Origin of the sequence: Pedobacter sp. SYP-B3415, from assembly GCF_004138205.1 — a bacterium.
Lineage (GTDB): Bacteria > Bacteroidota > Bacteroidia > Sphingobacteriales > Sphingobacteriaceae > Pedobacter.
Genome location: NZ_RXNQ01000035.1, coordinates 247,537 through 270,308, shown reverse-complemented (window position 1 = coordinate 270,308; position 22,772 = coordinate 247,537). Strand labels below are relative to the sequence as shown.

General features: G+C 52.3%; 14 protein-coding genes. All 14 read left to right on the top strand.

All coding sequences use genetic code 11. The features are described 5' to 3' along the window. Positions 1-138 precede the first annotated feature (138 nt). The 14 genes from EJV45_RS17245 to EJV45_RS17180 are packed head-to-tail and all read left to right on the top strand — an operon-like array spanning position 139 to position 22,769. A complete protein-coding gene (locus EJV45_RS17245; protein WP_240755324.1) occupies positions 139-2,934 on the top strand; it encodes a family 78 glycoside hydrolase catalytic domain in 2,796 nt (931 codons plus the stop codon). After that, positions 2,931-4,040, top strand: a complete 1,110-nt coding sequence (locus EJV45_RS17240) for a glycosylase (protein ID WP_129717668.1) — start codon at positions 2,931-2,933, stop codon at positions 4,038-4,040. Before EJV45_RS17245 ends, EJV45_RS17240 begins: the two co-directional genes overlap by 4 nt. Beyond that, on the top strand, positions 4,040-6,478 hold the full coding sequence (locus tag EJV45_RS17235) for a glycoside hydrolase family 2 TIM barrel-domain containing protein (protein WP_129717666.1): 2,439 nt from the start codon (positions 4,040-4,042) through the stop codon (positions 6,476-6,478). The genes EJV45_RS17240 and EJV45_RS17235 overlap by 1 nt, the downstream gene beginning before the upstream one ends. A 24-nt stretch (positions 6,479-6,502) precedes the next feature. Next, positions 6,503-7,660 (top strand): ABC transporter substrate-binding protein, encoded by a 1,158-nt coding sequence (locus tag EJV45_RS17230; RefSeq protein WP_129717664.1) that lies wholly within the window; start codon positions 6,503-6,505, stop codon positions 7,658-7,660. Further along, positions 7,657-8,808 carry a CaiB/BaiF CoA-transferase family protein gene (locus tag EJV45_RS17225; protein WP_129717662.1) on the top strand — a complete coding sequence of 384 codons (1,152 nt, stop codon included), beginning with the start codon at positions 7,657-7,659 and terminating at the stop codon, positions 8,806-8,808. Before EJV45_RS17230 ends, EJV45_RS17225 begins: the two co-directional genes overlap by 4 nt. 1 nt (position 8,809) lies before the next feature. Then, positions 8,810-9,973 (top strand): CaiB/BaiF CoA-transferase family protein, encoded by a 1,164-nt coding sequence (locus EJV45_RS17220; protein ID WP_129717660.1) that lies wholly within the window; start codon positions 8,810-8,812, stop codon positions 9,971-9,973. Further along, complete coding sequence (locus EJV45_RS17215) at positions 9,963-11,198, top strand: extracellular solute-binding protein (protein WP_129717658.1); 1,236 nt, start codon at positions 9,963-9,965, stop codon at positions 11,196-11,198. Before EJV45_RS17220 ends, EJV45_RS17215 begins: the two co-directional genes overlap by 11 nt. After that, positions 11,195-12,289 carry a Gfo/Idh/MocA family protein gene (locus EJV45_RS17210; RefSeq protein ID WP_129717656.1) on the top strand — a complete coding sequence of 365 codons (1,095 nt, stop codon included), beginning with the start codon at positions 11,195-11,197 and terminating at the stop codon, positions 12,287-12,289. The genes EJV45_RS17215 and EJV45_RS17210 overlap by 4 nt, the downstream gene beginning before the upstream one ends. Positions 12,290-12,299: 10 nt before the next feature. Next, positions 12,300-12,740, top strand: a complete 441-nt coding sequence (locus EJV45_RS17205; protein WP_129717654.1) for a MaoC/PaaZ C-terminal domain-containing protein — start codon at positions 12,300-12,302, stop codon at positions 12,738-12,740. Positions 12,741-12,748: 8 nt separating this feature from the next. Further along, a complete protein-coding gene (gene fucP / locus EJV45_RS17200; protein WP_129717652.1) occupies positions 12,749-14,050 on the top strand; it encodes an L-fucose:H+ symporter permease in 1,302 nt (433 codons plus the stop codon). Beyond that, positions 14,043-17,411, top strand: coding sequence for a glycosyl hydrolase (locus EJV45_RS17195; protein WP_205942416.1), 3,369 nt, complete (start codon positions 14,043-14,045; stop codon positions 17,409-17,411). The genes fucP and EJV45_RS17195 overlap by 8 nt, the downstream gene beginning before the upstream one ends. Position 17,412: 1 nt before the next feature. Beyond that, positions 17,413-19,440: a glycoside hydrolase family 127 protein gene (locus EJV45_RS17190; protein WP_129717650.1), complete on the top strand. Its 2,028-nt coding sequence runs from the start codon at positions 17,413-17,415 to the stop codon at positions 19,438-19,440. A 3-nt stretch (positions 19,441-19,443) separates the two neighbouring features. Continuing rightward, positions 19,444-21,738 carry a DUF5703 domain-containing protein gene (locus EJV45_RS17185; protein WP_129717648.1) on the top strand — a complete coding sequence of 765 codons (2,295 nt, stop codon included), beginning with the start codon at positions 19,444-19,446 and terminating at the stop codon, positions 21,736-21,738. Positions 21,739-21,746: 8 nt separating this feature from the next. Then, the gene (locus EJV45_RS17180; protein WP_129717646.1) at positions 21,747-22,769 is read left to right on the top strand and encodes a zinc-binding alcohol dehydrogenase family protein; all 1,023 of its coding nucleotides are present in this window, start codon (positions 21,747-21,749) and stop codon (positions 22,767-22,769) included. Positions 22,770-22,772: the final 3 nt, after the last annotated feature.

The window sequence follows — 22,772 nt, the reverse complement described above, 5'->3', positions numbered from 1 at the left end:
AAGTTACAATTTCGCATGCAGTATTTGTTCATATTTAAAAAAAACATTTATATTTGAATTAAACGAGTCTAACCAAAAACCAATAAAACCCGTTCTGCCACCGGCTGCGTCTTTGCAGTTATGGCATAACTTCGTGTTATGAGTACAATATCCCTTATCTCTTTCCGGATGGTTCGGTTTTTTGCCGTCATAGTGGTTCTGTCGGTACCTATGCATCTTTTGGCCGGTACCGGGCTTGCTGTTGACGGGCTGACCTGTGCCTACCGCAAAAATCCGCTCGGTGTCGATCAGGCAAAACCTGCCCTGAGCTGGCAGCTTCGTGCTGCTGATCGCGGAATTATGCAGACGGCTTACCGGGTCATGGTTGCCGACCAGCCAGAGCTGCTCCTGGCAGGCAAAGCAAATATCTGGGATTCGGGTCGCCTGAACGGGAGCACAACACAACAGATCAGCTTTGGCGGGAAGACCCTGCAGGCTGCGCGGGTGTATTATTGGCGTGTCGCTGTTTGGGATAATAAGGGCAGGCAGGCCTGGAGCCCGGTAGCCAGCTGGCAAATGGGTTTGCTGACGCCAGGAGACTGGAAAAAGGCTGCCTGGATCGGATATGAAAAAATGCCCGACAGCAGTATTGATATCCTTCCGTCTGATAAGAAGAAATTTGCCGCCGGCACCAGCAATGTGCTGCCGATGCTGCGCAGGGAATTTCGTATAGCAAAAAAAATAAAACGGGCTACAGCTTTCGTTTCCGGGCTTGGACACTTCGAACTGACGTTGAATGGTAAAAAGGTTGGCGATCATTTCCTTGATCCGGGTTGGACCAAGTATGACAAACAAGCCTTATATGTAACTTTTGATATCAGTAAAGAACTCCGGTGGGGGGCAAATGCGCTTGGGGTTATGCTTGGTAACGGGTTTTACTACACGCCGCCTGTAAAGGGCCGGTACCGGAAGCTGAAAAGCACATTTGGCTACCCCAAAATGATCTGCCGCGTGCTGCTCGAATACACCGATGGCAGTCAGCAAAATATCGTTTCTGACACCGGCTGGAAAACTGCGCCTTCGCCGATAACTTTCTCAAGCATCTATGGCGGTGAGGATTATGATGCGCGTCTGGAACAAAGCGGCTGGGATATGCCCGGGTTTAATGACCGTAGCTGGAAAGCGGCGGTGCTGACCGGGGGACCGGCATTATCTGCCCAGCAGACAGCGCCCATGCGTTTCTTTGACCGCTTCGAACCAAAATCTGTAAAGGCTGTTGCAAAGGGCTGGGTGTATGACCTGGGGCAGAATGCCTCAGGCATCATCCGCCTGGAAGTTAAAGGCAAACGGGGCGATACGGTGCGTATCCGCCAGGCCGAGCTGCTCAATGAAGACGGAACAATTAACCAAAAACCCTCGGGCAGTCCGAGTTATTTTACATACGTATTGAAAGGCGGGGAAACCGAGACCTGGCAGCCACGATTCTTTTATTCCGGATTCCGGTACCTGCAGGTTGAAGGTGCAATACCTGCGGGCCAACCGGAGGTCCGGGAACTGCCGCGGCTAAGGGCGCTTTCTGCTTTGCATGTTCGAAACGCAGCAACGCAAACCGGAACCTTTGCCTGTTCTGAGCCGCTGTTTAACAAAACCTTTGAGCTGATCAACTGGGCTACAAAAAGTAACATGGCGAGCGTTTTTACCGATTGTCCGCACCGTGAAAAACTCGGCTGGCTTGAACAGGTGCACCTGATGGGCGCCTCAGTCCGCTACAATTTTGATGTTGCCCCCATGTTTCGCAAGGCACTTGAAGACATGCGTAACTCACAAACCGCCGAAGGCCTGGTGCCGGAAATAGCGCCGGAGTACGTCAAATTCGATTACGGCGATGGCATGTTCAGAGACTCGCCTGAATGGGGCAGCAGCTCGATCCTGGCAGCATGGAACATGTACGAATGGTATGGCGACAAAAACGCACTTCATGAGAACTACGGGATGATCAGGGCTTACCTGGCCTACCTCGCTGCCAGGGCAAAAGGAAATCTCCTTTTTCAGGGCCTTGGCGATTGGTATGACCTGGGACCAAACCCGCCGGGTGTCTCGCAGCTTACGCCGATGGGTGTAACAGCCAGTGCCATCTATTATCTTGATCTTGTAACCGCCGCGCGCATTGCAGCCGTACTGGGAAACCGTGCCGATGCATCGGCATATGCAGCGCTTGCACAAAATGTACGCATCGCTTTCAATAAGAAATTTTTTGATGCTGCTACCGGGCAGTATGCCACAGGCAGCCAGACGGCAAATGCGATGGCCCTCTACATGGACATGGCAGAGCCGGCTAACAGGGCAAAGGTGCTTGAGAACCTCATCGCGGACATTCGCAGACGCGGCAACAGCCTTACTGCCGGCGATATCGGATACAGGTATGTACTCCGGGTACTTGAACAGGAAGGCCGTTCTGATGTGATCTATGATATGAACAGCAGGAGCGACGTTCCGGGTTACGGCTATCAGCTTGCCCAGGGTGCCACGGCGCTGACCGAATCATGGGCGGCTCTGCCATCGGTGTCGAATAATCACTTTATGCTGGGCCATTTGATGGAGTGGCTATACAGTGGCCTGGGCGGAATCAGACAGGATACAACCGGTCTCGCTTTCAGCAAAATTATCATCAGGCCGGAGCCGGTCGGCGATATCAGACACGCCGCTGCTTCTTATGATTCGCCTTCCGGCACGATCAGCACCAGGTGGAAGCGCGACGGCTCAGAATTTATGCTCGAAACGACCATCCCGCCGAATACCTCGGCAACGGTATATCTTCCGGCGGAAGCCGGTCAGCGCATCACCGAATCAGGCATGAACGCGCGCCAGCATCCGGACATAAAAATTTTGCGGAGCGAAGAAAAAAATACCCTTGTAGCAGTTGGCTCAGGAACCTATAAATTTTTGGTGAAATGAAAATAAGCTGGCTAATCGTCATATTGGTTTTTTTAGCCTATCCGCGGCTCTATGCGCAGAAAACCGTTTCTTCCGCAGATATGCAGCGGATCTACACCGAGGTCAGGACGCCGCATAAGTATGGCCTCGTACTGGTGCCGGCAGATACTACCCAAAAGATTGACTGTCCGACCATTTACCGCCGGCATGGAAAGTGGTTTATGACTTATCTTGTTTTTAATGGCCGGGGTTACGAGACCTGGCTGGCTACAAGCGGGGACCTGCTGAATTGGCAAACACTGGGCAGACAGCTTTCTTTTTCTGAAGGAAGCTGGGATGCCAGCCAGAAAGCAGGCTATAACGCACTTGTAGATACACGGTGGGGCGGGTCGTATGCATTAGGCACTTACAAGAACCGGTACTGGATGTCATATTTCGGCGGCCGTGAACAAGGCTATGAACCCGAACCCCTTTCAATTGGCGTGGCCTCGGTAGGCCGCTACCCGGATTCGGCGGTTGAGTGGGAGCGGGAGGCCCAGCCCGTCCTTAGTGCCGCTGATCAGGATGTGCGCTGGTGGGAGAACCGGAACAAACTTTTCAAAAGCACCGTCATCGAAGACAAAAGCCGTTTGACCGGTCACCGCTTTGTTATGTATTACAACGCAGTCGGCGATTCTCTTAAAAATAACAAGAAGACCCGTTGGTATGAGCGCATTGGAATGGCGGTCTCAAATGACATGCGTAACTGGAAACGTTTTGGTAAAGATCCCGTTATGCACCACCCCGTGGGCATAACCGGCGATGCCAGTATCCAGAAAATCGGGCGGTTGTGGGTCATGTTTTATTTCGGCGCTTTCTGGCAGGACCGGCCTGGCGCCTACAACCGTTTTGCCGTATCTGAAGATCTTATCCATTGGACCGACTGGCAGGGCGACAACCTGATCGAATCTTCTGAACCTTACGACGCGCTGTACGCCCACAAATCATGTGTCATTAAACACCGCGGCATCGTTTACCATTTTTATTGCGCTGTTGACCGGCGGGACCAACGTGGAATTGCCGTTGCAACCTCGGTCGATCTCGGCAAAAGTACCATCCAGTTTAAAACCCTATCGCCCGGAAAATAATGATCGCTAAGTCTCTGAAGTTTTTTCTCGTTTTGTCACTCATCGTTTCGGCTGCATTCGGGCAGGTGAGGCTCCGAAATAATTTCAATGCAAACTGGAAATTTGCCCTGGGCGATCACCCCGGAGCAGTTTCGGGGTCGTTTGATGACAGGAACTGGCGCAGTCTGACACTTCCGCACGACTGGAGCATCGAGGGGAAATTTGATGAAAAACATCCGGCAAAACCTGAAGGGGGAGGACTGCCTACGGGTATCGCATGGTACAGGAAAAGCTTCAGCATACCGGCAGGTTTCGCAAAAAAAAATTGGACCATTGAGTTTGACGGCATCTACAAAAACAGCTCGGTCTACCTGAACGGCCATCTTCTCGGAACACGTCCTTACGGTTATAGTTCATTTGCTTACAACCTCAACAAGTGGTTAAAGACCGGGAATAATGTCCTGTCTGTCCGCGTTGACAATGCTGCACAGCCTGATTCGCGCTGGTATTCGGGTTCAGGCATTTATCGGAATGTTTGGCTTACGTCGACTGCGCGCAAGGCAATTGCGCATTGGGGAACATTTGTGCAGGCTGAGGTGACGGGGTCTGCAGATGTTTCGGGAAGCACTGCGCCTGCCCGTGTATCGGTTGCTGCCAGGCTTATTAACCAGGATGCTCCGGGCCGTGTAGAAATACAGCACCAGGTAGTTGATGCGCAAGGGAAGATCATCGCCCGGGCCAGCCGGCAGCAGGTCGTGCTTCGTTCCGGTGAAACCGAAACAAACGCTACAATTGCGCTGCCGAAGTCCATGCTCTGGTCGTTAACCAATCCATACCTCTATAAGATGGTAACCCTCGTTAGCGAAGGCGGCCGGGTTATAGACCGTTACGAAACACCGTTTGGGATCAGGAAATTTGCTTTCGACGCGAAAACGGGCTTTTCATTAAATGGCCGCACCATGAAGATCAACGGCGTTTGCCTGCATCACGACCTGGGCGCACTTGGTGCTGCCATAAATACACGTGCTATCGAGCGTCAGCTGGAGATCATGAAAGAAATGGGTGCAAATGCCATCCGCACCGCCCATAATCCGCCGGCACCAGAGCTGCTCGACCTCTGCGATAAAATGGGACTGCTTGTGATGGATGAGGCCTTCGACATGTGGCGTAAGAAAAAAAACAAACAGGATTACCACCTCCATTTTGATGAGTGGCATACCCGCGACCTGCAGGATATGGTTATTCGTGACCGCAACCACCCTTCGGTCATTCTCTGGAGTATCGGCAACGAGATCCGGGAGCAGTTTGACAGCACGGGTATTGCCCTGACCCGCGAGCTGGTCTCTACAGTTAAAAAGCTTGACCGGTCAAGGCCCGTCATTTCTGCGCTGACGGAAACAGATTCGTCAAAGAACTTTATTTACCAGGCTGGTGTGCTGGATATTTACGGACTAAACTACAACCACAAAAAATACAGGGACTTTCCGAAAAACTATCCGGGGCAAAAATTCCTGGCAACAGAAACAACTTCAGCACTGGCAACGCGGGGATTCTATGACATGCCTGTCGACACCATCCGCCGCTGGCCGAGAGACGGTAAAACGAAATTTACAGAAGGGAATAAGGAATGGGCCGCTTCATCTTATGATCATATCTCTGCTTACTGGGGTTCCACACATGAGGAGACGCTAAAAGAGGCAAAACGATATGACCATGTATCGGGCATCTTTGTCTGGACCGGCTTTGACTATCTGGGTGAACCGCTGCCTTATCCCTGGCCGGCCAGAAGCTCGTACTTCGGCATCGTTGATCTGGCAGGATTTCCGAAAGATGCCTATTACCTGTATCAGAGTGAGTGGACAAACAAGCCCGTACTGCACCTGCTGCCACATTGGAACTGGAAGCAGGGAGACACAGTCGAGGTCTGGGCATACTATAGCCAGGCAGAGGAAGCAGAACTCTACCTGAACGGCAGGTCGCTTGGAAAGAGATCGAAGAAAAACGACGACCTTCATGTATCCTGGCGGATTCCGTTTGAACCGGGAACGCTGAAAGCTGTCTCAAGAAAAAACGGCACAACCGTGCTGGAGAAAACGGTAAGTACGGCTGGAAAACCTGCGCAGATTCGTCTTTCAGCAGACCGGACCACAATCAAGGCAGATCAGGAGGATTTGTCTTTCATCACGGTCGATATCGTCGATGAAAAGGGTAACCTGGTGCCTGATGCCGAACAATTGGTAACCTTCAGGCTGGAGGGACCCGGTTCAATAGCCGGAGTGGACAATGGTTTCCAGGCCAGTGTTGAACCCTTCAAAGCAAATTACCGTAAAGCGTACCGTGGTAAATGCCTGGTTATTGTAAGGCCGGGCAGCGTGGAAGGTTCAATAAAATTAACGGCATCTGCAGATGGCTTACCGGCAGCGCAAATCGTCGTAAAGAGTATAAATCAACATAAATAGCATAAACAGAGATCAGCGTTCGGGATGGAAAAAATAAGACTAAAAGGAATTACCTGGAACCACAGCCGCGGTTTGCTGCCTATGGTAGCAACCGCGCAGCGTTTTGCTGAACTAAATCCGGGTGTAGAGATAAGCTGGGAGAAACGAAGTCTGCAGCAGTTCGCAGATCTTTCGATCGCTGAACTGGCCGCGCGTTTCGATTTACTGGTTATCGACCATCCATGGGCTGGTTATGCCGCAAAATCGGCTGCCATTCTGCCTCTTGACAAATACCTTGGAGCCGCGTTTCTTGAAGACCAGGCGCGGCAGAGTGTTGGCGCTTCGTATGAAAGTTATTCGTTCGACAGCAGGCAATGGGCCCTTCCGATTGATGCAGCAACGCCGGTTGCGGCGAGCAGGCCTGATCTGTTAAAGGAAAGACAATTGTCGCTGCCCGGGTCATTTCACGATCTTCTGTACCTGGCAGAACAGGGGCTGGTTGCTTTTGCCGGTATCCCGATTGATGTGCTGATGAATTTTTACACGCTGTGCTGCTCTTCAGGTGAAGATCCCTGCCAGTCAGAAACCGAAGTGGTCTCGAAAGCGACCGGAATCAGGGTTTTAAAGCTGTACCGGGAACTTGCTTCACTGATTGATCGGGAGAACTTCAATCGCAATCCGATCCAGGTTTACGAAGCCATGACATGCGCTGATGATATTGCGTACTGCCCCTTTGCATATGGTTATTCAAACTATGCACGGGCAGGTTATGCCCGTCGCGAACTTCGTTTCCACGACATGATCAGCCTCGACGGCCAGACACGTTTGCGCAGCACGCTCGGCGGAACCGGTCTTGCTATCTCAGCCCGTTGCAGCGAGGTTGAAACTGCCGTGGCCTACCTGCGCTATTGCGCCGACCCGCAGACACAGCAAACGCTTTACTTTGACAATGGCGGGCAGCCGGGGCATCGTGCTGCCTGGCTGAACGCTGAAGTGAACCGCAGGAGCGGAAACTATTTCCTGGATACCCTGCCAGCCTTAGACCGGGCTTTTCTCAGGCCACGTTATGCCGGGCATATGTATTTCCAGGACCATGCCGGCGATATTGTACGCGATTACCTGATGCAGGGCGGTAACGAGGAACAAGTGCTCTGTGAACTGAATGAATTGTACGTCCGTTCAAAAAACCTCATCCCCGCATGAAAAAACCATTAGAAGAGCTTCTTGTGCTCGAATTTTGCCAGTTTCTTGCCGGTCCTTCTGCAGGGCTGAGGCTCGCAGATCTGGGTGCACGCGTTATTAAGATCGAACGCCGCGGCACCGGCGATGCCTGCCGGGGCCTTGCCATCAAAAACCTGTTTGTTGATGATGACAGCCTCCTTTTTCACACGATAAACCGGAACAAATCAAGTTACGAAGCCGACCTGAAAGACCCTGATGACCTTAGCAAAGTAAAAAAACTTATTGCCCGGGCAGACATCATGACCCACAATTTCCGGCCTGGTATTATGGAAAAGATCGGACTGGGTTTTGAGCAGGTAAGCAGCCTCAATCCGAAAATTATTTACGGCGTTGTAAGCGGCTATGGCAACGAAGGGCCCTGGTCGGCCAAGCCGGGGCAGGATCTGCTTGTTCAGTCAGTGTCGGGTCTGACGTATTTATCCGGAAGCGCGGGCGACGGTCCGGTTCCCTTTGGTCTTTCTGTAACAGATATACTCTGTGGAAATCACCTGGCCCAGGGACTGCTGGCCGCCCTCATCAAACGTTCACGCACCGGAAAAGGTGTCCTGGTCGAGGTTAGCCTGCTGGAATCTGCCCTCGATCTGCAGTTCGAAGTACTGACTACCTATCTGAACGACGGCGGCAAATTGCCGCAAAGAAGTGCCGCGCGCGAGGGTGCCCATGCTTATCTGAGCGCTCCATATGGCTTATATCAAACCAGCGACGGGCATATTGCCCTGGCCATGGGCGACCTGCAACAGATTGCCCAGGCAATTGGCGCCGATCTCAACGGCCTCACGGCCGGCGATGCTGCGGCTTTTCGTAACCGCGATGAGATCATTGCCTGTCTGGCCCAAAGACTCATCACGGGCCCCGGACAGCATTGGCTTGATCAGCTGGATGCTGCAGGTCTCTGGTGTGCGCCTGTTCTTGATTACGAACAAGCTACGTCAAACAAGGCTTATGAAGCCGCCGATATTGAACAAACGGTACTGATTCCCGGTGGGCACAGCATCCGCACAGTGGTTTGCCCGCTCCGAATTAATGGAGAAAAATTCAAATCTGCTATTCCTGCACCTCGACTTGGCGCACACAACAGTGCGCTGAACGCTGAATTTGAACTGAATTAATATGAAGCCACTCGAAGATTTTCTCATTGTAGATTTCAGCCAGTTTCTTTCCGGACCGTCTGCAGGATTAAGACTTGCTGACCTCGGGGCCCGGGTGATAAAAATTGAACGAAGGGGCGGAGGTGATATCTGCCGTAGCCTCTATACGTCAGATTTGGAAATGAACGGCGCGTCTTCCGTTTTTCATGCCATCAACAGAAATAAAGAAAGTTTTGCTGCCGACCTGCATGATGCCGACGACCGTGAACTGGTTACCGCGCTGCTGCTAAAGGCAGATGTGATGATCCACAATTTCAGGCCTGGCGTCATGGAGCGGCTGGGTTTTGACTACGCCTCAGTATCGGCCATTAATCCCGGTATTGTGTATGGCGAAATATCAGGTTATGGAAACGAAGGACCCTGGAAACAAAAGCCCGGACAAGACCTCCTCCTCCAGTCGCTGACGGGGCTCACTTCGCTAACGGGAAATGCCGGAAGCGGACCGGTTGCAATGGGCCTATCGATTGTCGATATGCTCGCCGGTGCACACCTGGCGCAGGGACTCCTGGCTTGTCTGTATCAGAAGGCGATGCATGGTAACGGTGGTCTGGTACAGGTAAGTATGCTGGAGTCTGCATTTGATTTTCAGTTTGAGACCATCACTACGTTTCTGAACGATGGCCGGGTACTGCCGCTGAGAACAGAAAAAAACAATGCAAATGCATACCTTGGTGCACCGTACGGGATTTACCAGACGGCCGATGGGCACATCGCCCTGGCAATGGGTTCAATTCCCGTATTGGCTGAACTGCTTTCTTGTGAAGAATTAATTGTCTTTAAGGACTCCGCCCAGGCTTTTGATCAGCGCGACCTGATAAAAACAATACTGGCAGGGCACCTCCTTACCGGAACAACCGCACACTGGTTGTCGCGTCTTGAACCGGCAGATATCTGGTGCGCCGATGTGCTTTCCTGGGACCAGTTGTCTTCACATGAAGCTTTTGCGGCGCTGAACATGATCCAGGATGTACAAATGTCTGACGGGTACAGCTACCGCACTACACGTTGCCCGATCAGAATTGATGGCGAATTGCTGACTTCAAGTGTCGGCTCGCCAAAACTGGGTCAGGACAACGAGCAGATCAGGAATGAATTTAACCAGATTAAAACCATACATGAAGCTTGAACGCAACCAGGTTTTTCGTATCGCCGTGCGGCAGTTCGGTCCGTTTGAACGCGCTATGGAGCGCTTCTGGAATAGTTTTGCTGCAGAAACAGGAAACAAACTTCAGTTGGACATGGTCGTGATGGACCTGCATCAGCTGTATGCGGAGACCATTGCAAACGAAGGCCTGGCGAATGGTGCGTTTGACGTTGCACATATCAATACAGACTGGCTGGCGGCAGGTTATGATAAAAAGGCATTCGAAATTTTAAACCCCTATATGACACGCTCGCCGCTTGAGGGTTTTCCGCACGCCTGGAGCGCGTCCCTGCTTGGACTTCAGCGATTCGGCGACCAGGTGGTTGGTGTTCCGTTCCATGACGGACCGGAATGTTTGTTGCTCCGCCGTGATCTTTTTGAAGATCCGGAAGAACAGCGCAATTACCAGGCAATTTACCGTAAACCGCTTCAGGCACCCGAAACCTGGGAGGATTTCCATCAGATAGCCCGGTTTTTTCAACGTCCTGAACAAGGCATTTACGGCAGCATCTTCGCCTGTTACCCCGACGGGCACAACGCAGTCTTTGACTTTTGCCTGCAGTTATGGACGCGCGGCGGCGCATTGGAAGATGCAAACGGTAAAATCAATATAAACACAACCACCGCCGCAGACAGTTTGCGTTTTTACCGCGATCTGGTCACAGATGCAAAGGCGGTTCATCCCGGATCTGCCTGCTTTGAATCGGTAGCAGCCGGAGCTGCATTTGCCAGGGGCGAGGCGGCCATGATGATCAACTGGTTTGGCTTTGCCGCTATGTGTGAGGTGGACACTGATTCAAAGGTAAAAGGCCGCGTTCATGTTACGGGCCTTCCGGCGCAGCCGGGATCCGGTTCAGCCTCCCTGAACGTTTACTGGGTATATGCGATGGGTAGCGGAAGTCCGCATAAACAGGTTGCTTATAATTTTATGCGTTATGCAACTGCCGCACCGCAGGATAAAGACCTTACCCTTGGCGGAGGTATAGGCTGTCGTATTTCTACCTGGAAAGACCCCGATGTAAATAAGGTCATTCCTTACTATCACAAGCTGGAGCATCTGCACGATGTGGCGCGCGTGCTGCCCAGAAGCCGCCAATGGCCTGCTACCGCAGCGGTTATCGACAACCTGGTTACAAAAGCGCTTGAAGGCGGAAATATTTCCGGCCTGCTCCGGGAGGCGCAAACCGAAATTGACCTACTGCAATGAAAGACGAAATAATTTACAAACCAGTATTGCCCAAGACCAGGCAGCCGGTCATCATAATCGGTGCAGGTGGTATCGTGGCCGATGCACACTTGCCGGCCTATGCCAAAGCCGGCTTCAGCGTGCATGGCATCGTGAACCGCACGCGTTCCAGGGCCGAAGCACTGGCCGCACGCTTCAATATCCCCAACGTCTATGACACCGTTGCAGATGCAGTCGCTAACGCACCTGAAAACGTTGTTTATGATGTGACCATCATGCCGGAACAGTACCTGGATACACTTGCACAGCTGCCCGATGGCAGCGCAGTGCTGATTCAGAAGCCGATGGGTGATGACCTGCAGCAGGCGTTTGATATCCTTGCGCTTTGCCGCCGCAAACGGTTGATTGCTGCAATCAATTTCCAGCTTCGTTTTGCTTCATTTGTAGCCGCCGCACGATCGCTGATTGATTCGGGCGCCATCGGAACCGTGTATGATATGGAGGTACGGGTTACAATCAAAACCCCCTGGGAAATCTTTCCGCACGTCATCGTACATCCTCGGCTTGAAATACAGTACCATAGCATTCACTATGTAGACCTGGTACGTTCTTTTTTGGGGAATCCCGCCAGTGTGCTGGCAAAGACACTCCGGCATCCTTCTAAAGACCTTTCGTCGTCGCGCTCAACGATTCTTATGGATTACGGGACAGAGCTTCGCGCGGTAATCAATACCAACCACGACCACGCATTTGGTGCAGAACACCAGGAAAGCTTTATTAAATGGGAGGGAACTAAAGGTGCCATCAAGGCAAAGATGGGCCTCCTCATGGATTATCCGCACGGGGTGCCAGACGTATTTCAATATTGTCTGTTTGATGAACCTGGCTTTCCACAGTGGAACACGCTCGAGCTCGAAGGAACCTGGTTTCCCGAGGCATTCATCGGTACAATGGCCAACCTGATGCGGTATCGCGAAGGGAGCGATGCGGTTCTGCACACATCCGTCGAAGACGTTATACACACCATGGCCGCTGTTGAGTCTGCCTACCGGTCCAGCGACCAGGGCGGGGTGAGACCTCAGGATGTAATTGCCGGTACGCTACAATCTTAATTTATCTGCTATGTATTTTAAATCCTCTTTTTTTGAAGACTATACCCTCGGCGATAAACGTGTCACCCTGGGGCGTACGCTCACAGAAACCGACTTTGTTGTTCATGCAGGTCATACCGGCGATTTCTTTCCGCATCATCTTGATGCCGAATGGTGTAAGACCCAGCCATTCGGTCAGCGCATCGCCCATGGAACCATGGTCTTCAGCATCGGTATCGGGCTAACTGCGTCTGAGATTAACCCGGAAGCTTTTTCAAAGGGCTACGACCGGCTGCGTTTTGTCAAACCGGTTTTTATCGGTGATACCATCCATTCTGAGGTTACCATTTCAGAGAAAACAGATGCCAAACGCCCGGAGTATGGAACCGTGACCGAACATGTCGATATCATCAACCAACGGGGGGAGGTGGTCCTGGCCTGCGACCACCTGCTGCTGGTAAAAAGAAAATAACCGGAAAAATGAAACACGCTGAACTGACCGACATCCAGCCTGTTGCCGTACATGGCCGGGCCAAATACCTGCTTCCCTTCACGCTTGTGATCTGCCTTTTTTTTCTGTGGGGCATGGCACATAACCTGGATTCAGTTTTGATTCCACACCTGAAAAAAGCGTGTAACCTGAATAATACGCAGTCGGCCCTGATTGATACAGCCGTCTTTGCCGCGTATTTTCTGATGGCCATTCCAGCCGGGATGATACTGAAACGATGGGGGTACAAAACAAGTATGATCGCCGGCCTGCTGGTGTTTGCCCTGGGCGCTTTTTTGTTTGTGCCGGCTGCAAATGGTCTATCGTACCTGCTGTTTCTTGTGGCCCTGTTTGTCATTGGCTGCGGGCTCACCTTGCTGGAAACATCTGCCAACCCTTATGCAGCCGTGCTGGGGCCGCCAGAACAGGCAACCAGCCGTCTCAACCTGGCTGCCTCATTCAATGGCCTGGCTTCGGTGGTAGCGCCTGTTGTGGGTTCCTTATTTATACTGTCGGGCACCGCCCATAGTCAGGAGGCGCTGGCAGCCATGCCCGAAGCCGAACGTACAGCCTATTTTATGAGCGAGGCAGCCTCGGTTAAACTGCCTTACATTGTTCTGGGCAGCGTATTGCTGACCATCGCTATTGTGTTCAGCTTCATCCGTTTCCCGGAGATCCGCACAAAAAATAAAGATGGCATTGCCGGCAGCGGTTTCTTTAATGTGTTAAGACATCGGCACCTCAGATGGGCAGTCGTTGCCCAATTTTTTTATGTCGGCGCCCAGGTCTGTGTTACAAGTTTCTTTATCCGGATGGCCCAGCAAGGCGCAGGTCTTGATGAAAAGTCGGCGGCCTACTACCTGGGTATATACGGAGCCTTGTTTACCGCAGGTCGTTTTGCCGGTACGGCATTGCTTCAGTTTGTGCGGTCAAATCAACTTCTGGCCATCTATGCGCTGATCTCGTTGCTGCTGTGTGCCATAGCGATTTTCTCACAGGGGCTGATCGTTATCTACGCGCTCGGTGCGATCGGCTTTTTTATGTCGGTCATGTTTCCGACCATTTTTGCGCTTGGCATAGCAGGCCTCGGCGATGACACGAAACCCGGCTCATCCTGGCTCATCATGTCGATCGTTGGCGGAGCCATCCTCCCGCTGGCCATGGGTACCCTCATTGATCTCAACGGCGACCGGATCCAGGCTGGCTACTTTATACCGGCGGTCTGTTTCATCTTTGTTTTTCTGTTTGCCCTCCGGGGATATAAGATCGTCAAGCCCCCTGTCAATGCTTAAGATTCGTCATATTTTTCTGCTGATCATTTTGGTGCTGCCCTTTCAGCTGACTGCCCAATCGCCGGCTCACGACGCGAAACCCTGGGTGTTCTGGTACTGGATGCAGGGAAGCGTTTCCCGTGCAGGCATTACCGCCGATCTGGAAGCAATGAAAATGGCAGGGATTGGCGGGGCCTACCTGATGAGCATCAAAGGCCCGGCCGATAAGCCTCTATATCAGCCGGCAGTTAATCAGCTTACACCCGAATGGTGGGAGCTTGTTTCCTTTGCCATGCAAGAAGCCAAACGGCTCGGCCTGAAAATGGGCATGCATGTCAGTGATGGTTTTGCACTGGCGGGCGGGCCCTGGATCAGGCCTGAACTTTCCATGCAAAAACTTACCTGGAGCCGCACAGCGGTCAGAGCGGGAGCCGATCGCATCCAACTCGCTACACCGCCGCACAAAGAAGATTACTATCGTGACATTGCGGTTTTCGCGTTTCCGGCAGCAGGTCTTCATGACGGTACGCCGGCTAAGAATGAGCCGCGTGTTACCGCTGCCGACGGCGCAGACCTGTCCCGGCTGCTTAATCCGGCAAATGAGCAGAACTTTGGTACAAACGAACCCGCGTATGTTCAATATGTTTTTGAAAAACCCTTCACGTGCCGCACCGTAATTGTTCGTGCCCCAACAAACTATCAGGCGCAGCGCCTCAAAATATCAGTCAGCAGCGATGGCAAGGTCTGGCGTGAGGCCGGAAGACTCCAGGCGCCGCGCCACGGCTGGCAGGATGCCGATGAACCTGTAAGCCATTCTATACCACCTTTAACCGCACGCTATTTTCGTTTTATTTTTGATAAAACCGGTACAGAACCGGGGGCAGAAGATTTGGATGCCGCCAAATGGAAGCCATCTTTGAAAATAAAAAGCCTGATCTTATCAGAAGCGCCGTCTATTCATCAATATGAAAGTAAGAACGGATCGGTTTGGCGCGTAAGCGCACGCACCGCCGATACACAGCTAAGCGGCGATATGTATGTGCCTTTCAAAAAAATGGTTGACATTTCCAGGTTTCTGCGGGCCGATGGTACGCTTGACTGGAAAGTGCCTGCTGGGGAGTGGGTCATATTACGTATGGGGCACACCTCTACCGGCCACCGGAACGCAACGGGTGGAGGTGGCAAGGGGCTGGAATGTGACAAATTTAATCCCGAAGCAATCAGACTCCAATTTTCGGGCTGGTATGGTGCAGCGCTGAAGCGTTTCGGACCAGGCATTGCACCGGGAACCCTCAATACCTTCCATGTCGACAGCTGGGAGTGCGGAAGCCAGAACTGGTCGCCGCTTTTCCGCGACGAATTTAAACAGCGCCGCGGTTATGACCCCCTTCCATATCTGGCTATAACCAGTGGGCTTCCTGTTGAGAACGCAGCCTTTTCAGAGGGCTTCCTGTATGACATGAGAAAAACCATTGCAGAGCTGGTAACCGATCGCTTTTACGGAACCCTGGCGGGCGAGGCAAAAAAACATAACCTGATATTTACCGCAGAAAGCGTAGCGCCCACCATGATGAGCGATGGTCTGAGTCACTATGGCCGGGTCGATGTACCAATGGGAGAATTTTGGCTGAACAGTCCAACGCATGATAAACCAAACGATATGTCAGATGCGGTATCAGGCGCTCATATCTATGGAAAAAACATTATCCAGGCAGAGGCATTTACCACCCTGCGGATGGATTGGAATGAACACCCCGGTAACCTGAAAATCCTGCAGGACCGTAACTATGCGCTCGGTATCAATAAGCTGGCTTATCATGTGTTTACGCATAATCCATGGACGAATCGTAAACCCGGAATGACGCTGGATGGCATTGGCCTCTATTTTCAGCGTGACCAAACCTGGTGGAAGCCGGGAAAAGCCTGGGTTGATTATGCAACACGGGTACAAGCGCTTCTGCAGGAGGGCAATCCAGTTACCGATATTGCCGTGTTTACTGGTGAGGAGTATCCGCGCAGATCGGTTCTGCCAGACCGGCTGCTCCCTGCCTTACCCGGAATTTTCGGCCCGGCCCGGGTTGCTGAAGAACGGAGGCGGCTTGAGAATATAAACCAACCGCTGCGGCAGCTGCCCGAGGGTGTAAACCATTCGGCGAACATGGCGAATGCTGAAAACTGGATAAACCCGTTGCGCGGTTATTCCTATGACTCTTTCGGACCTGACGTACTGGCGAGCGCGGTTGTAAACAATGGCCGTGTGGTGTTCAAATCAGGTGCTTCGTACGCTTTTCTGGTTATTCCCGGGGCGACTGCAATGAACCCCAACAACCGTTTGATGTCTTTGCAAACGCTTCGTGAACTGCACAGGCTGGCTCATGCAGGGGCGACACTTTTGTTAGACAGGCAACGGCCGCTGGCCCAGCCGGGAATGAAACGGGCTCCGCAGAAGGAATTCGTAAAACTCCGGAAAAAGCTCTGGCCCGGTACGCCTGCGAACGAACTCAAAGTGGGCAATGGACTTGTACAGTATACGCCCTTCAACCAGGAAGATTTTACCGCACTCGGGCATGACAGGGATGTATATGTGCAGGATCGCGGAATGAACGGTTATGCACGAGGCATCGCTTATACACACCGCTCCTCAACAGCCAGAGATATTTATTTCATCAGTAATCAGCAAACTGGTGCGCGGAATTTGGAACTATCCCTTCGCGTAAGCGGAAAAGAACCGCACCTTTACGATGCGGTGTCTGGCGAAACCCGGCCCTGTGCATCATGGCAGCAGCAAAACGGAAGAACAAGCCTGCAGTTGAGCCTTCCGCCGGCGGGGTCGGTCTTTGTCATTTTTGAGAAACGTACAGCACAGCGTTCGGGCGGCACAACCATAACGACGAACACTCTTGCCGGCGTGTCGGGTAACTGGAAGGTTCAGTTTGACCACGCAAACCGCGGACCGTTAAAAGCGCAGACATTTGAGCAGCTGACCGACTGGAGCCTCCACCCGGATTCGGCAATCAGGTATTATTCGGGTACGGCAGTTTACAGTAGCCATGCCGAACTGACTGCATTACCTGGTGGTCAGGCATGGCTTGATCTGGGTAAAATAGAAGGACTTGCCACAGTTTTTGTTAACGGACAGGAATGTGGGACGGCCTGGACGCCTCCCTACAGGGTTAATGTTAGTGCTGCGCTCCGCAAAGGCAGGAACGACATTCGCATCGAAATGACAAACACCTGGGCTAACCGTCTGATCGGCGACCTTCGTTTGCCGGAAGCAGATCGGTTAACAAGTACCAACGCGCCAATGCGCATAGCCGGGAAAGCGCTCTATCCGGCCGGCCTCCTCGGTCCCGTTCAATTGATCACAGAAAGCACGAAATGACATGAAGGTTTTTATTCACATTTTTATAAGTTTCGCTTTACTGGCACCAGCTTTCAGCGTTTCAGCAAGACAGCAAGGACTCGTTGCAAACAACGCAAGCAGGTTTTCGAAGCTGCAGAGTTTGAACATGCAGGATGTGCACTGGACGAGAGGCTTTTGGGCAGAGCGATTTCAGGTAGCGCGCGATGCCATGGTGCCAAATATCTGGGCAATATATCATGATCCCAAAATCAGCCACGCCTTTAAAAATTTTGAGATTGCGGCCGGCCTGGATACAGGTTCTCACGCCGGTCCTTCCTTTCACGATGGCGACTTTTACAAGGTGCTTGAGGCCATGGCAGGTATGTATGCCGCTACGCGTGATGAAAAATTGAGGGCGCAAATGGATAAGGCGATTACCGTTATCGCGAAATCACAACGTGAAGATGGTTATATCTATACCAAATCACTCATTGAACAGCGAAAAACTGGGTCCAGAAATCAATTTCAGGACAGGCTGAGCTTTGAAGCCTATAATATCGGGCATCTGATGACGGCAGCCTGTGTGCACTACCGCGCAACAGGACAAAAAAATCTTCTGGCTGTTGCAACAAAGGCAACAGAATACCTCTATCGGTTTTATAAATCGGCTTCGCCCACGCTGGCAAGAAACGCCATCTGCCCGTCGCATTATATGGGCGTTATTGAGATGTACCGTACCACGCAGGAACCCCGTTACCTCGAACTGGCCAAACACCTGATCGCTATAAAAGGAAAGATAGACGATGGCACTGATGACAATCAGGATCGCATTCCTTTTCTGCAGCAGACCAGGGCCATGGGACACGCTGTGCGGGCCACTTACCTGTATGCCGGTGCGGCCGACCTGTACGCCGAGACAGGCGCCGATTCATTGCTGCGTACATTGAATTTAATCTGGGACGATGTGCAGGCACATAAGATGTACATTACCGGCGGCTGCGGTTCGCTGTATGATGGCACTTCGCCGGACGGCACTGCCTATGATCCTGCGGTCGTTCAGAAAATTCACCAGGCTTTCGGCCGCGATTACCAGCTGCCTAACTTCACCGCGCACAATGAAACCTGTGCCAACATCGGTAACATGATGTGGAACTGGCGCATGCTGCAGCTTACAGGCAACGCAAAGTATGCGGATGTTATGGAACTTACCTTATACAACAGCGTGCTTTCAGGAATCAGCCTGGATGGTAAAAATTTTCTTTACACAAATCCGCTGGCCTATAGCGATGATCTGCCCTTCAAACAGCGCTGGTCAAAAGACCGCGTGCCTTACATCAAACTCTCTAACTGTTGTCCGCCAAACGTTGTCCGCACCATCGCAGAGGTAAGCAACTATGCCTATTCAAAATCAAAAGCAGGTATATGGGTGCACCTCTATGGTGGTAATACTGTACAAACCAGTCTTGCAGATGGGGGGCGCCTGTTGCTGGAGCAGCAAACTGCGTATCCCTGGAAAGGGCAAATCAGATTTGAGATCAGGGAAAGCCCGTCCAGGCCATTTTCAATTTTTTTGCGCATACCGGGCTGGGCAGAAACTGCCCGCATAAACGTTAACGGACATCCCGAAAAAAATGTCCCCGGATCCGGTAGTTATGTGCAGCTGCAGCGCATCTGGAAAAAAGGAGATGTGATTGAGCTGGAATTACCCATGAATACCAGACTGATCGAAGCCAACCCGCTGGTAGAAGAAAATCGTAACCAGGTTGCTGTTAAACGTGGCCCGGTTGTCTACTGCCTCGAAACCCAGGGGCTTCCGGGCAACAACCTTTTTAATGCCCTGGTGCCGGTGCATGCCGATTTTAAGCCGGTTGAAATGAACGTTGCCGGTACAAGCTTAACAGGATTGGAAACCGAGCTCGAACTAAATGACCGGACTGCGTGGAAAAACGAATTGTACAGACCTGTCAATGCAAAGACGACAAAAGCAACGGCCACGCTGGTTCCGTATTTTGCATGGGGAAACCGCGGCCACGCAGAAATGTCTGTCTGGCTGCCTTTAAGCCGATAAACCATGATGAAATTTTGCTGCGCCATTCTCTTGTTTTTTGTGTGCCCGAACCTTTTGCAGGGGCAGCAGAACGTAGTATGGAATAGCCAAAGCAGACATTCGGGTGAGTCAATGCCTGTCGGCGCGCTTGATGTTGGTCTGAATGTCTGGGCCGAGAAAAATGACGTATTTGTTTATATGGCAAGGGGCGGTAGCTTTGATGAAAATAATACCCTGCTCAAAAGCGGCCGGCTGCGCATCACCCTGTCGCCCAATCCTTTTGATGGAGGCGAGTTCAGGCAGGAATTACATGCCGAACGCGGTTACATCCTGCTACGGGGCAGAAAAGGCAAACTGGACGTCAGCCTGAAAATCTGGGCCGATGCTGCCGAACCGCAGTTTTATGCAGAACTGAACGCTTCACATAAAGTCACGGTGCGGGCGGCGTATGAAAGCTGGCGTTTCCGGGACCAGGAAACCAGGGGCCGGGAAAACAACCAGAACTCATACAAATGGGCGCCGCAGGCTCCGGTCTTCACCTTCGCAGACAGCACAGGTTTTTATAATAACGGCGTTGAATTTTATCACCAGAACAGGGCAGAAACGGTGTTCGATGTAGCAGTCAGGCAACAGGGTCTGGATAGTCTGAAGAAGCAGATTTATAATCCGCTTGCCTGGCGCATATCCGGCGGGCGCATGCAGGGTACCAATATGATTCCTGATGGGACGCATACAGGGACATACATGAATACGCCCTTTAAAAGCTGGGCGCTGCACAGCCGGAAGCCGCTTCGATCGGTCTTGCTGGCTATAGTCCTGCCTGAACCGGCTCAGGGCGCCCGGTCGGCCTGGCTGCAGGCAATGAGGCAGCAGACTAAAGCCGCCCTTGCAAATGCAGGCGAGTCTGCGCTCCGCAGCGCGGCCTGGTGGCGGTCATATTGGGACCGGAGTTTTATCCGCGTTCAGGGTGGAGATACGCTGGCGCAGCAGGCAGCAAAAAATTACACACTGTTTCGTTTTATGCTGGGAAGTACCGCCAGGGGTACATGGCCGGTCAAATTTAACGGCGGACTTTTCACAACCGATCCGGTTACAAGCGACCCGGCACAGCGTTTCACACCTGATTTTCGTAACTGGGGCGGCGGTACCCATACGGCGCAGAATCAGCGGCTTGTTTACTGGCCATTGCTGAAGAGCGGCGATACGGATCTGATGCAGGCGCAGTTTGAGTTTTACCGGCGGCTGCTGCCGGCAGCTGAATTACGAAGCCAGGTGTACTGGGGCCATGCCGGTGCATCATTCACCGAGCAGCTCGAGAATTTCGGTTTGCCCAACCCGGCAGAATACGGCTGGAAACGTCCGCCCGGTTACGACAAAGGCATGGAACACAATGCCTGGCTTGAATATCAGTGGGATACAGCGCTTGAATTCTGTAAAATGATCCTCGATCAGCATCGGTATACTGCGGCTGACATAGACAGATATTTGCCACTGGTACGAAGTTGTCTGGTGTTTTTCAAAGAGCACTACGTTTACCTGGCTAAACAGCGGGGCAGTAAGATCTACGATTCAAATGGTCAGCTCGTCCTGTATCCCGGATCTGCCGCAGAAACGTACAAGATGGCCTACAATCCGATATCAACAGTTGCGGCGCTCCGCGTAGTGGCGACCAGCCTGGCTCATCTGAATTTGCTTGGGCCTGAGGAACGGGCGCAATGGGTAGATTTTCTGAACATTTTACCCCCGCTTTCTTTCAGGGAAATTTCCGGGCATACGGTACTCGCCCCGGCGGTTACCTGGGCACGCATAAATAATACTGAAAGCCCGCAGTTATATCCCGTTTTTCCATGGGGCCTGTTCGGCGTTGGCAAGCCCGGGCTTGATACGGCCATCAGCACCTATCGGCTCGACCCCGATGTGCAGCGGTTTAGAAGCCACGTGGGCTGGAAACAGGACGCAATTTTTGCTGCCCGGCTTGGTCTGACAGATGAGGCGGCAAGGCTAACATTTTTAAAGCTAAAGGATTCCGGAAGACGTTTTCCGGCGTTCTGGGGTCCGGGCTTTGACTGGGTACCTGATCACAACTGGGGCGGCTCTGGTATGATCGCTCTCCAGGAAATGCTGCTGCAGTGCGAAGACGACAAACTCCGGCTGTTCCCGGCGTGGCCCGCAGATCAGGATGTGCACTTTAAACTTCATGCACCGGGAAAAACGGTCGTCGAAGCAAAACTGGAAAAAGGAAAAATGACGATGCTGAAAGTTTTTCCCGAAAGCCGCCGTAAAGATGTGATCAATATGCTCGCGCAGCAAACAAAATAATAGCTATTATGAAAACACTGACTTGTACAACTCCCGGAAAATTTGCTTACAGTGAGACGGCTATGCCGGAAACGCAGGCCGGAAAAGCCATCATCCGTATCAGGCGGATTGGCGTTTGCGGAACCGATTTGCACGCTTTCCAGGGTACGCAGCCATTTTTTAATTATCCCCGCATCCTCGGACACGAGTTGTCAGGAGAGCTGATCGATACCGGCGGGGCTAAGGGGTTTGCGTCTGGTGAGCATGTGACCTTCATTCCTTATTTCAACTGTGGGAGCTGTGTGGCCTGCCGCAACGGCAAGCCAAACTGCTGTAGTTCCATCAGCGTTTGCGGTGTTCATGAGGATGGCGGCATGCGGGAATACCTGTCTGTTCCGGCAGACAGCCTGATTCATGGCGATGGCCTCAGCCTTGATGAACTCGCACTCGTCGAGCCGCTGGCCATCGGTGCGCATGGTGTGCGCCGGGCTGACGTAAGGCGGGGCGAGTTTGTGCTTGTTGTTGGTGCCGGTCCGATCGGCCTGGGAACTATGGAACTTGCTGCCATAGCGGGCGGGCGCGTGATTGCCCTCGATGTAAATGGCGGTCGACTCGAATTTTGCGGCCGGCTGCCCGGGGTTCAGCATACCATCAATGCGATCACCGAAGATGTAACGGCCCGGCTGATGGAAATTACCGGCGGCGAGATGCCAACCGTTGTCATTGATGCCACCGGTAGCCGCAAAGCCATAGAAAATGCGTTTTCTTATATGGCACATGGCGCGCGTTTCGTACTGATCGGGTTGCAGAAGGAAGCCATCAGTTTCAGTCACCCGGAGTTTCACAAGCGGGAAGCTACACTCATGAGCAGCCGCAACGCTACGCGCGAAGACTTTGAATGGGTGGTTCAGTGCATGAAAGCAAAAAGGCTCGATCCGGCGACATATATCACCGAGCGTGTCGCTTTTATGCAGACCGCCGGTGTTTTTGAACGCTGGCTGGACCCTGCTAGCGGGGTCATCAAGGCGATGATCAGCCTTGATGCCGGCTGATGG

What these genes read in the sequence shown, in the direction of transcription:
- EJV45_RS17225 (WP_129717662.1), top strand. Translation starts at nt 7,657, where the DNA reads ATGAAAAAACCATTAGAAGAGCTTCTTGTGCTCGAATTTTGCCAGTTT.
- EJV45_RS17180 (WP_129717646.1), top strand. Translation starts at nt 21,747, where the DNA reads ATGAAAACACTGACTTGTACAACTCCCGGAAAATTTGCTTACAGTGAG.
- EJV45_RS17210 (WP_129717656.1), top strand. Translation starts at nt 11,195, where the DNA reads ATGAAAGACGAAATAATTTACAAACCAGTATTGCCCAAGACCAGGCAG.
- EJV45_RS17235 (WP_129717666.1), top strand. Translation starts at nt 4,040, where the DNA reads ATGATCGCTAAGTCTCTGAAGTTTTTTCTCGTTTTGTCACTCATCGTT.
- EJV45_RS17205 (WP_129717654.1), top strand. Translation starts at nt 12,300, where the DNA reads ATGTATTTTAAATCCTCTTTTTTTGAAGACTATACCCTCGGCGATAAA.
- EJV45_RS17240 (WP_129717668.1), top strand. Translation starts at nt 2,931, where the DNA reads ATGAAAATAAGCTGGCTAATCGTCATATTGGTTTTTTTAGCCTATCCG.
- EJV45_RS17185 (WP_129717648.1), top strand. Translation starts at nt 19,444, where the DNA reads ATGATGAAATTTTGCTGCGCCATTCTCTTGTTTTTTGTGTGCCCGAAC.
- EJV45_RS17190 (WP_129717650.1), top strand. Translation starts at nt 17,413, where the DNA reads ATGAAGGTTTTTATTCACATTTTTATAAGTTTCGCTTTACTGGCACCA.
- EJV45_RS17220 (WP_129717660.1), top strand. Translation starts at nt 8,810, where the DNA reads ATGAAGCCACTCGAAGATTTTCTCATTGTAGATTTCAGCCAGTTTCTT.
- EJV45_RS17230 (WP_129717664.1), top strand. Translation starts at nt 6,503, where the DNA reads ATGGAAAAAATAAGACTAAAAGGAATTACCTGGAACCACAGCCGCGGT.
- EJV45_RS17245 (WP_240755324.1), top strand. Translation starts at nt 139, where the DNA reads ATGAGTACAATATCCCTTATCTCTTTCCGGATGGTTCGGTTTTTTGCC.
- EJV45_RS17195 (WP_205942416.1), top strand. Translation starts at nt 14,043, where the DNA reads ATGCTTAAGATTCGTCATATTTTTCTGCTGATCATTTTGGTGCTGCCC.
- EJV45_RS17215 (WP_129717658.1), top strand. Translation starts at nt 9,963, where the DNA reads ATGAAGCTTGAACGCAACCAGGTTTTTCGTATCGCCGTGCGGCAGTTC.
- fucP (WP_129717652.1), top strand. Translation starts at nt 12,749, where the DNA reads ATGAAACACGCTGAACTGACCGACATCCAGCCTGTTGCCGTACATGGC.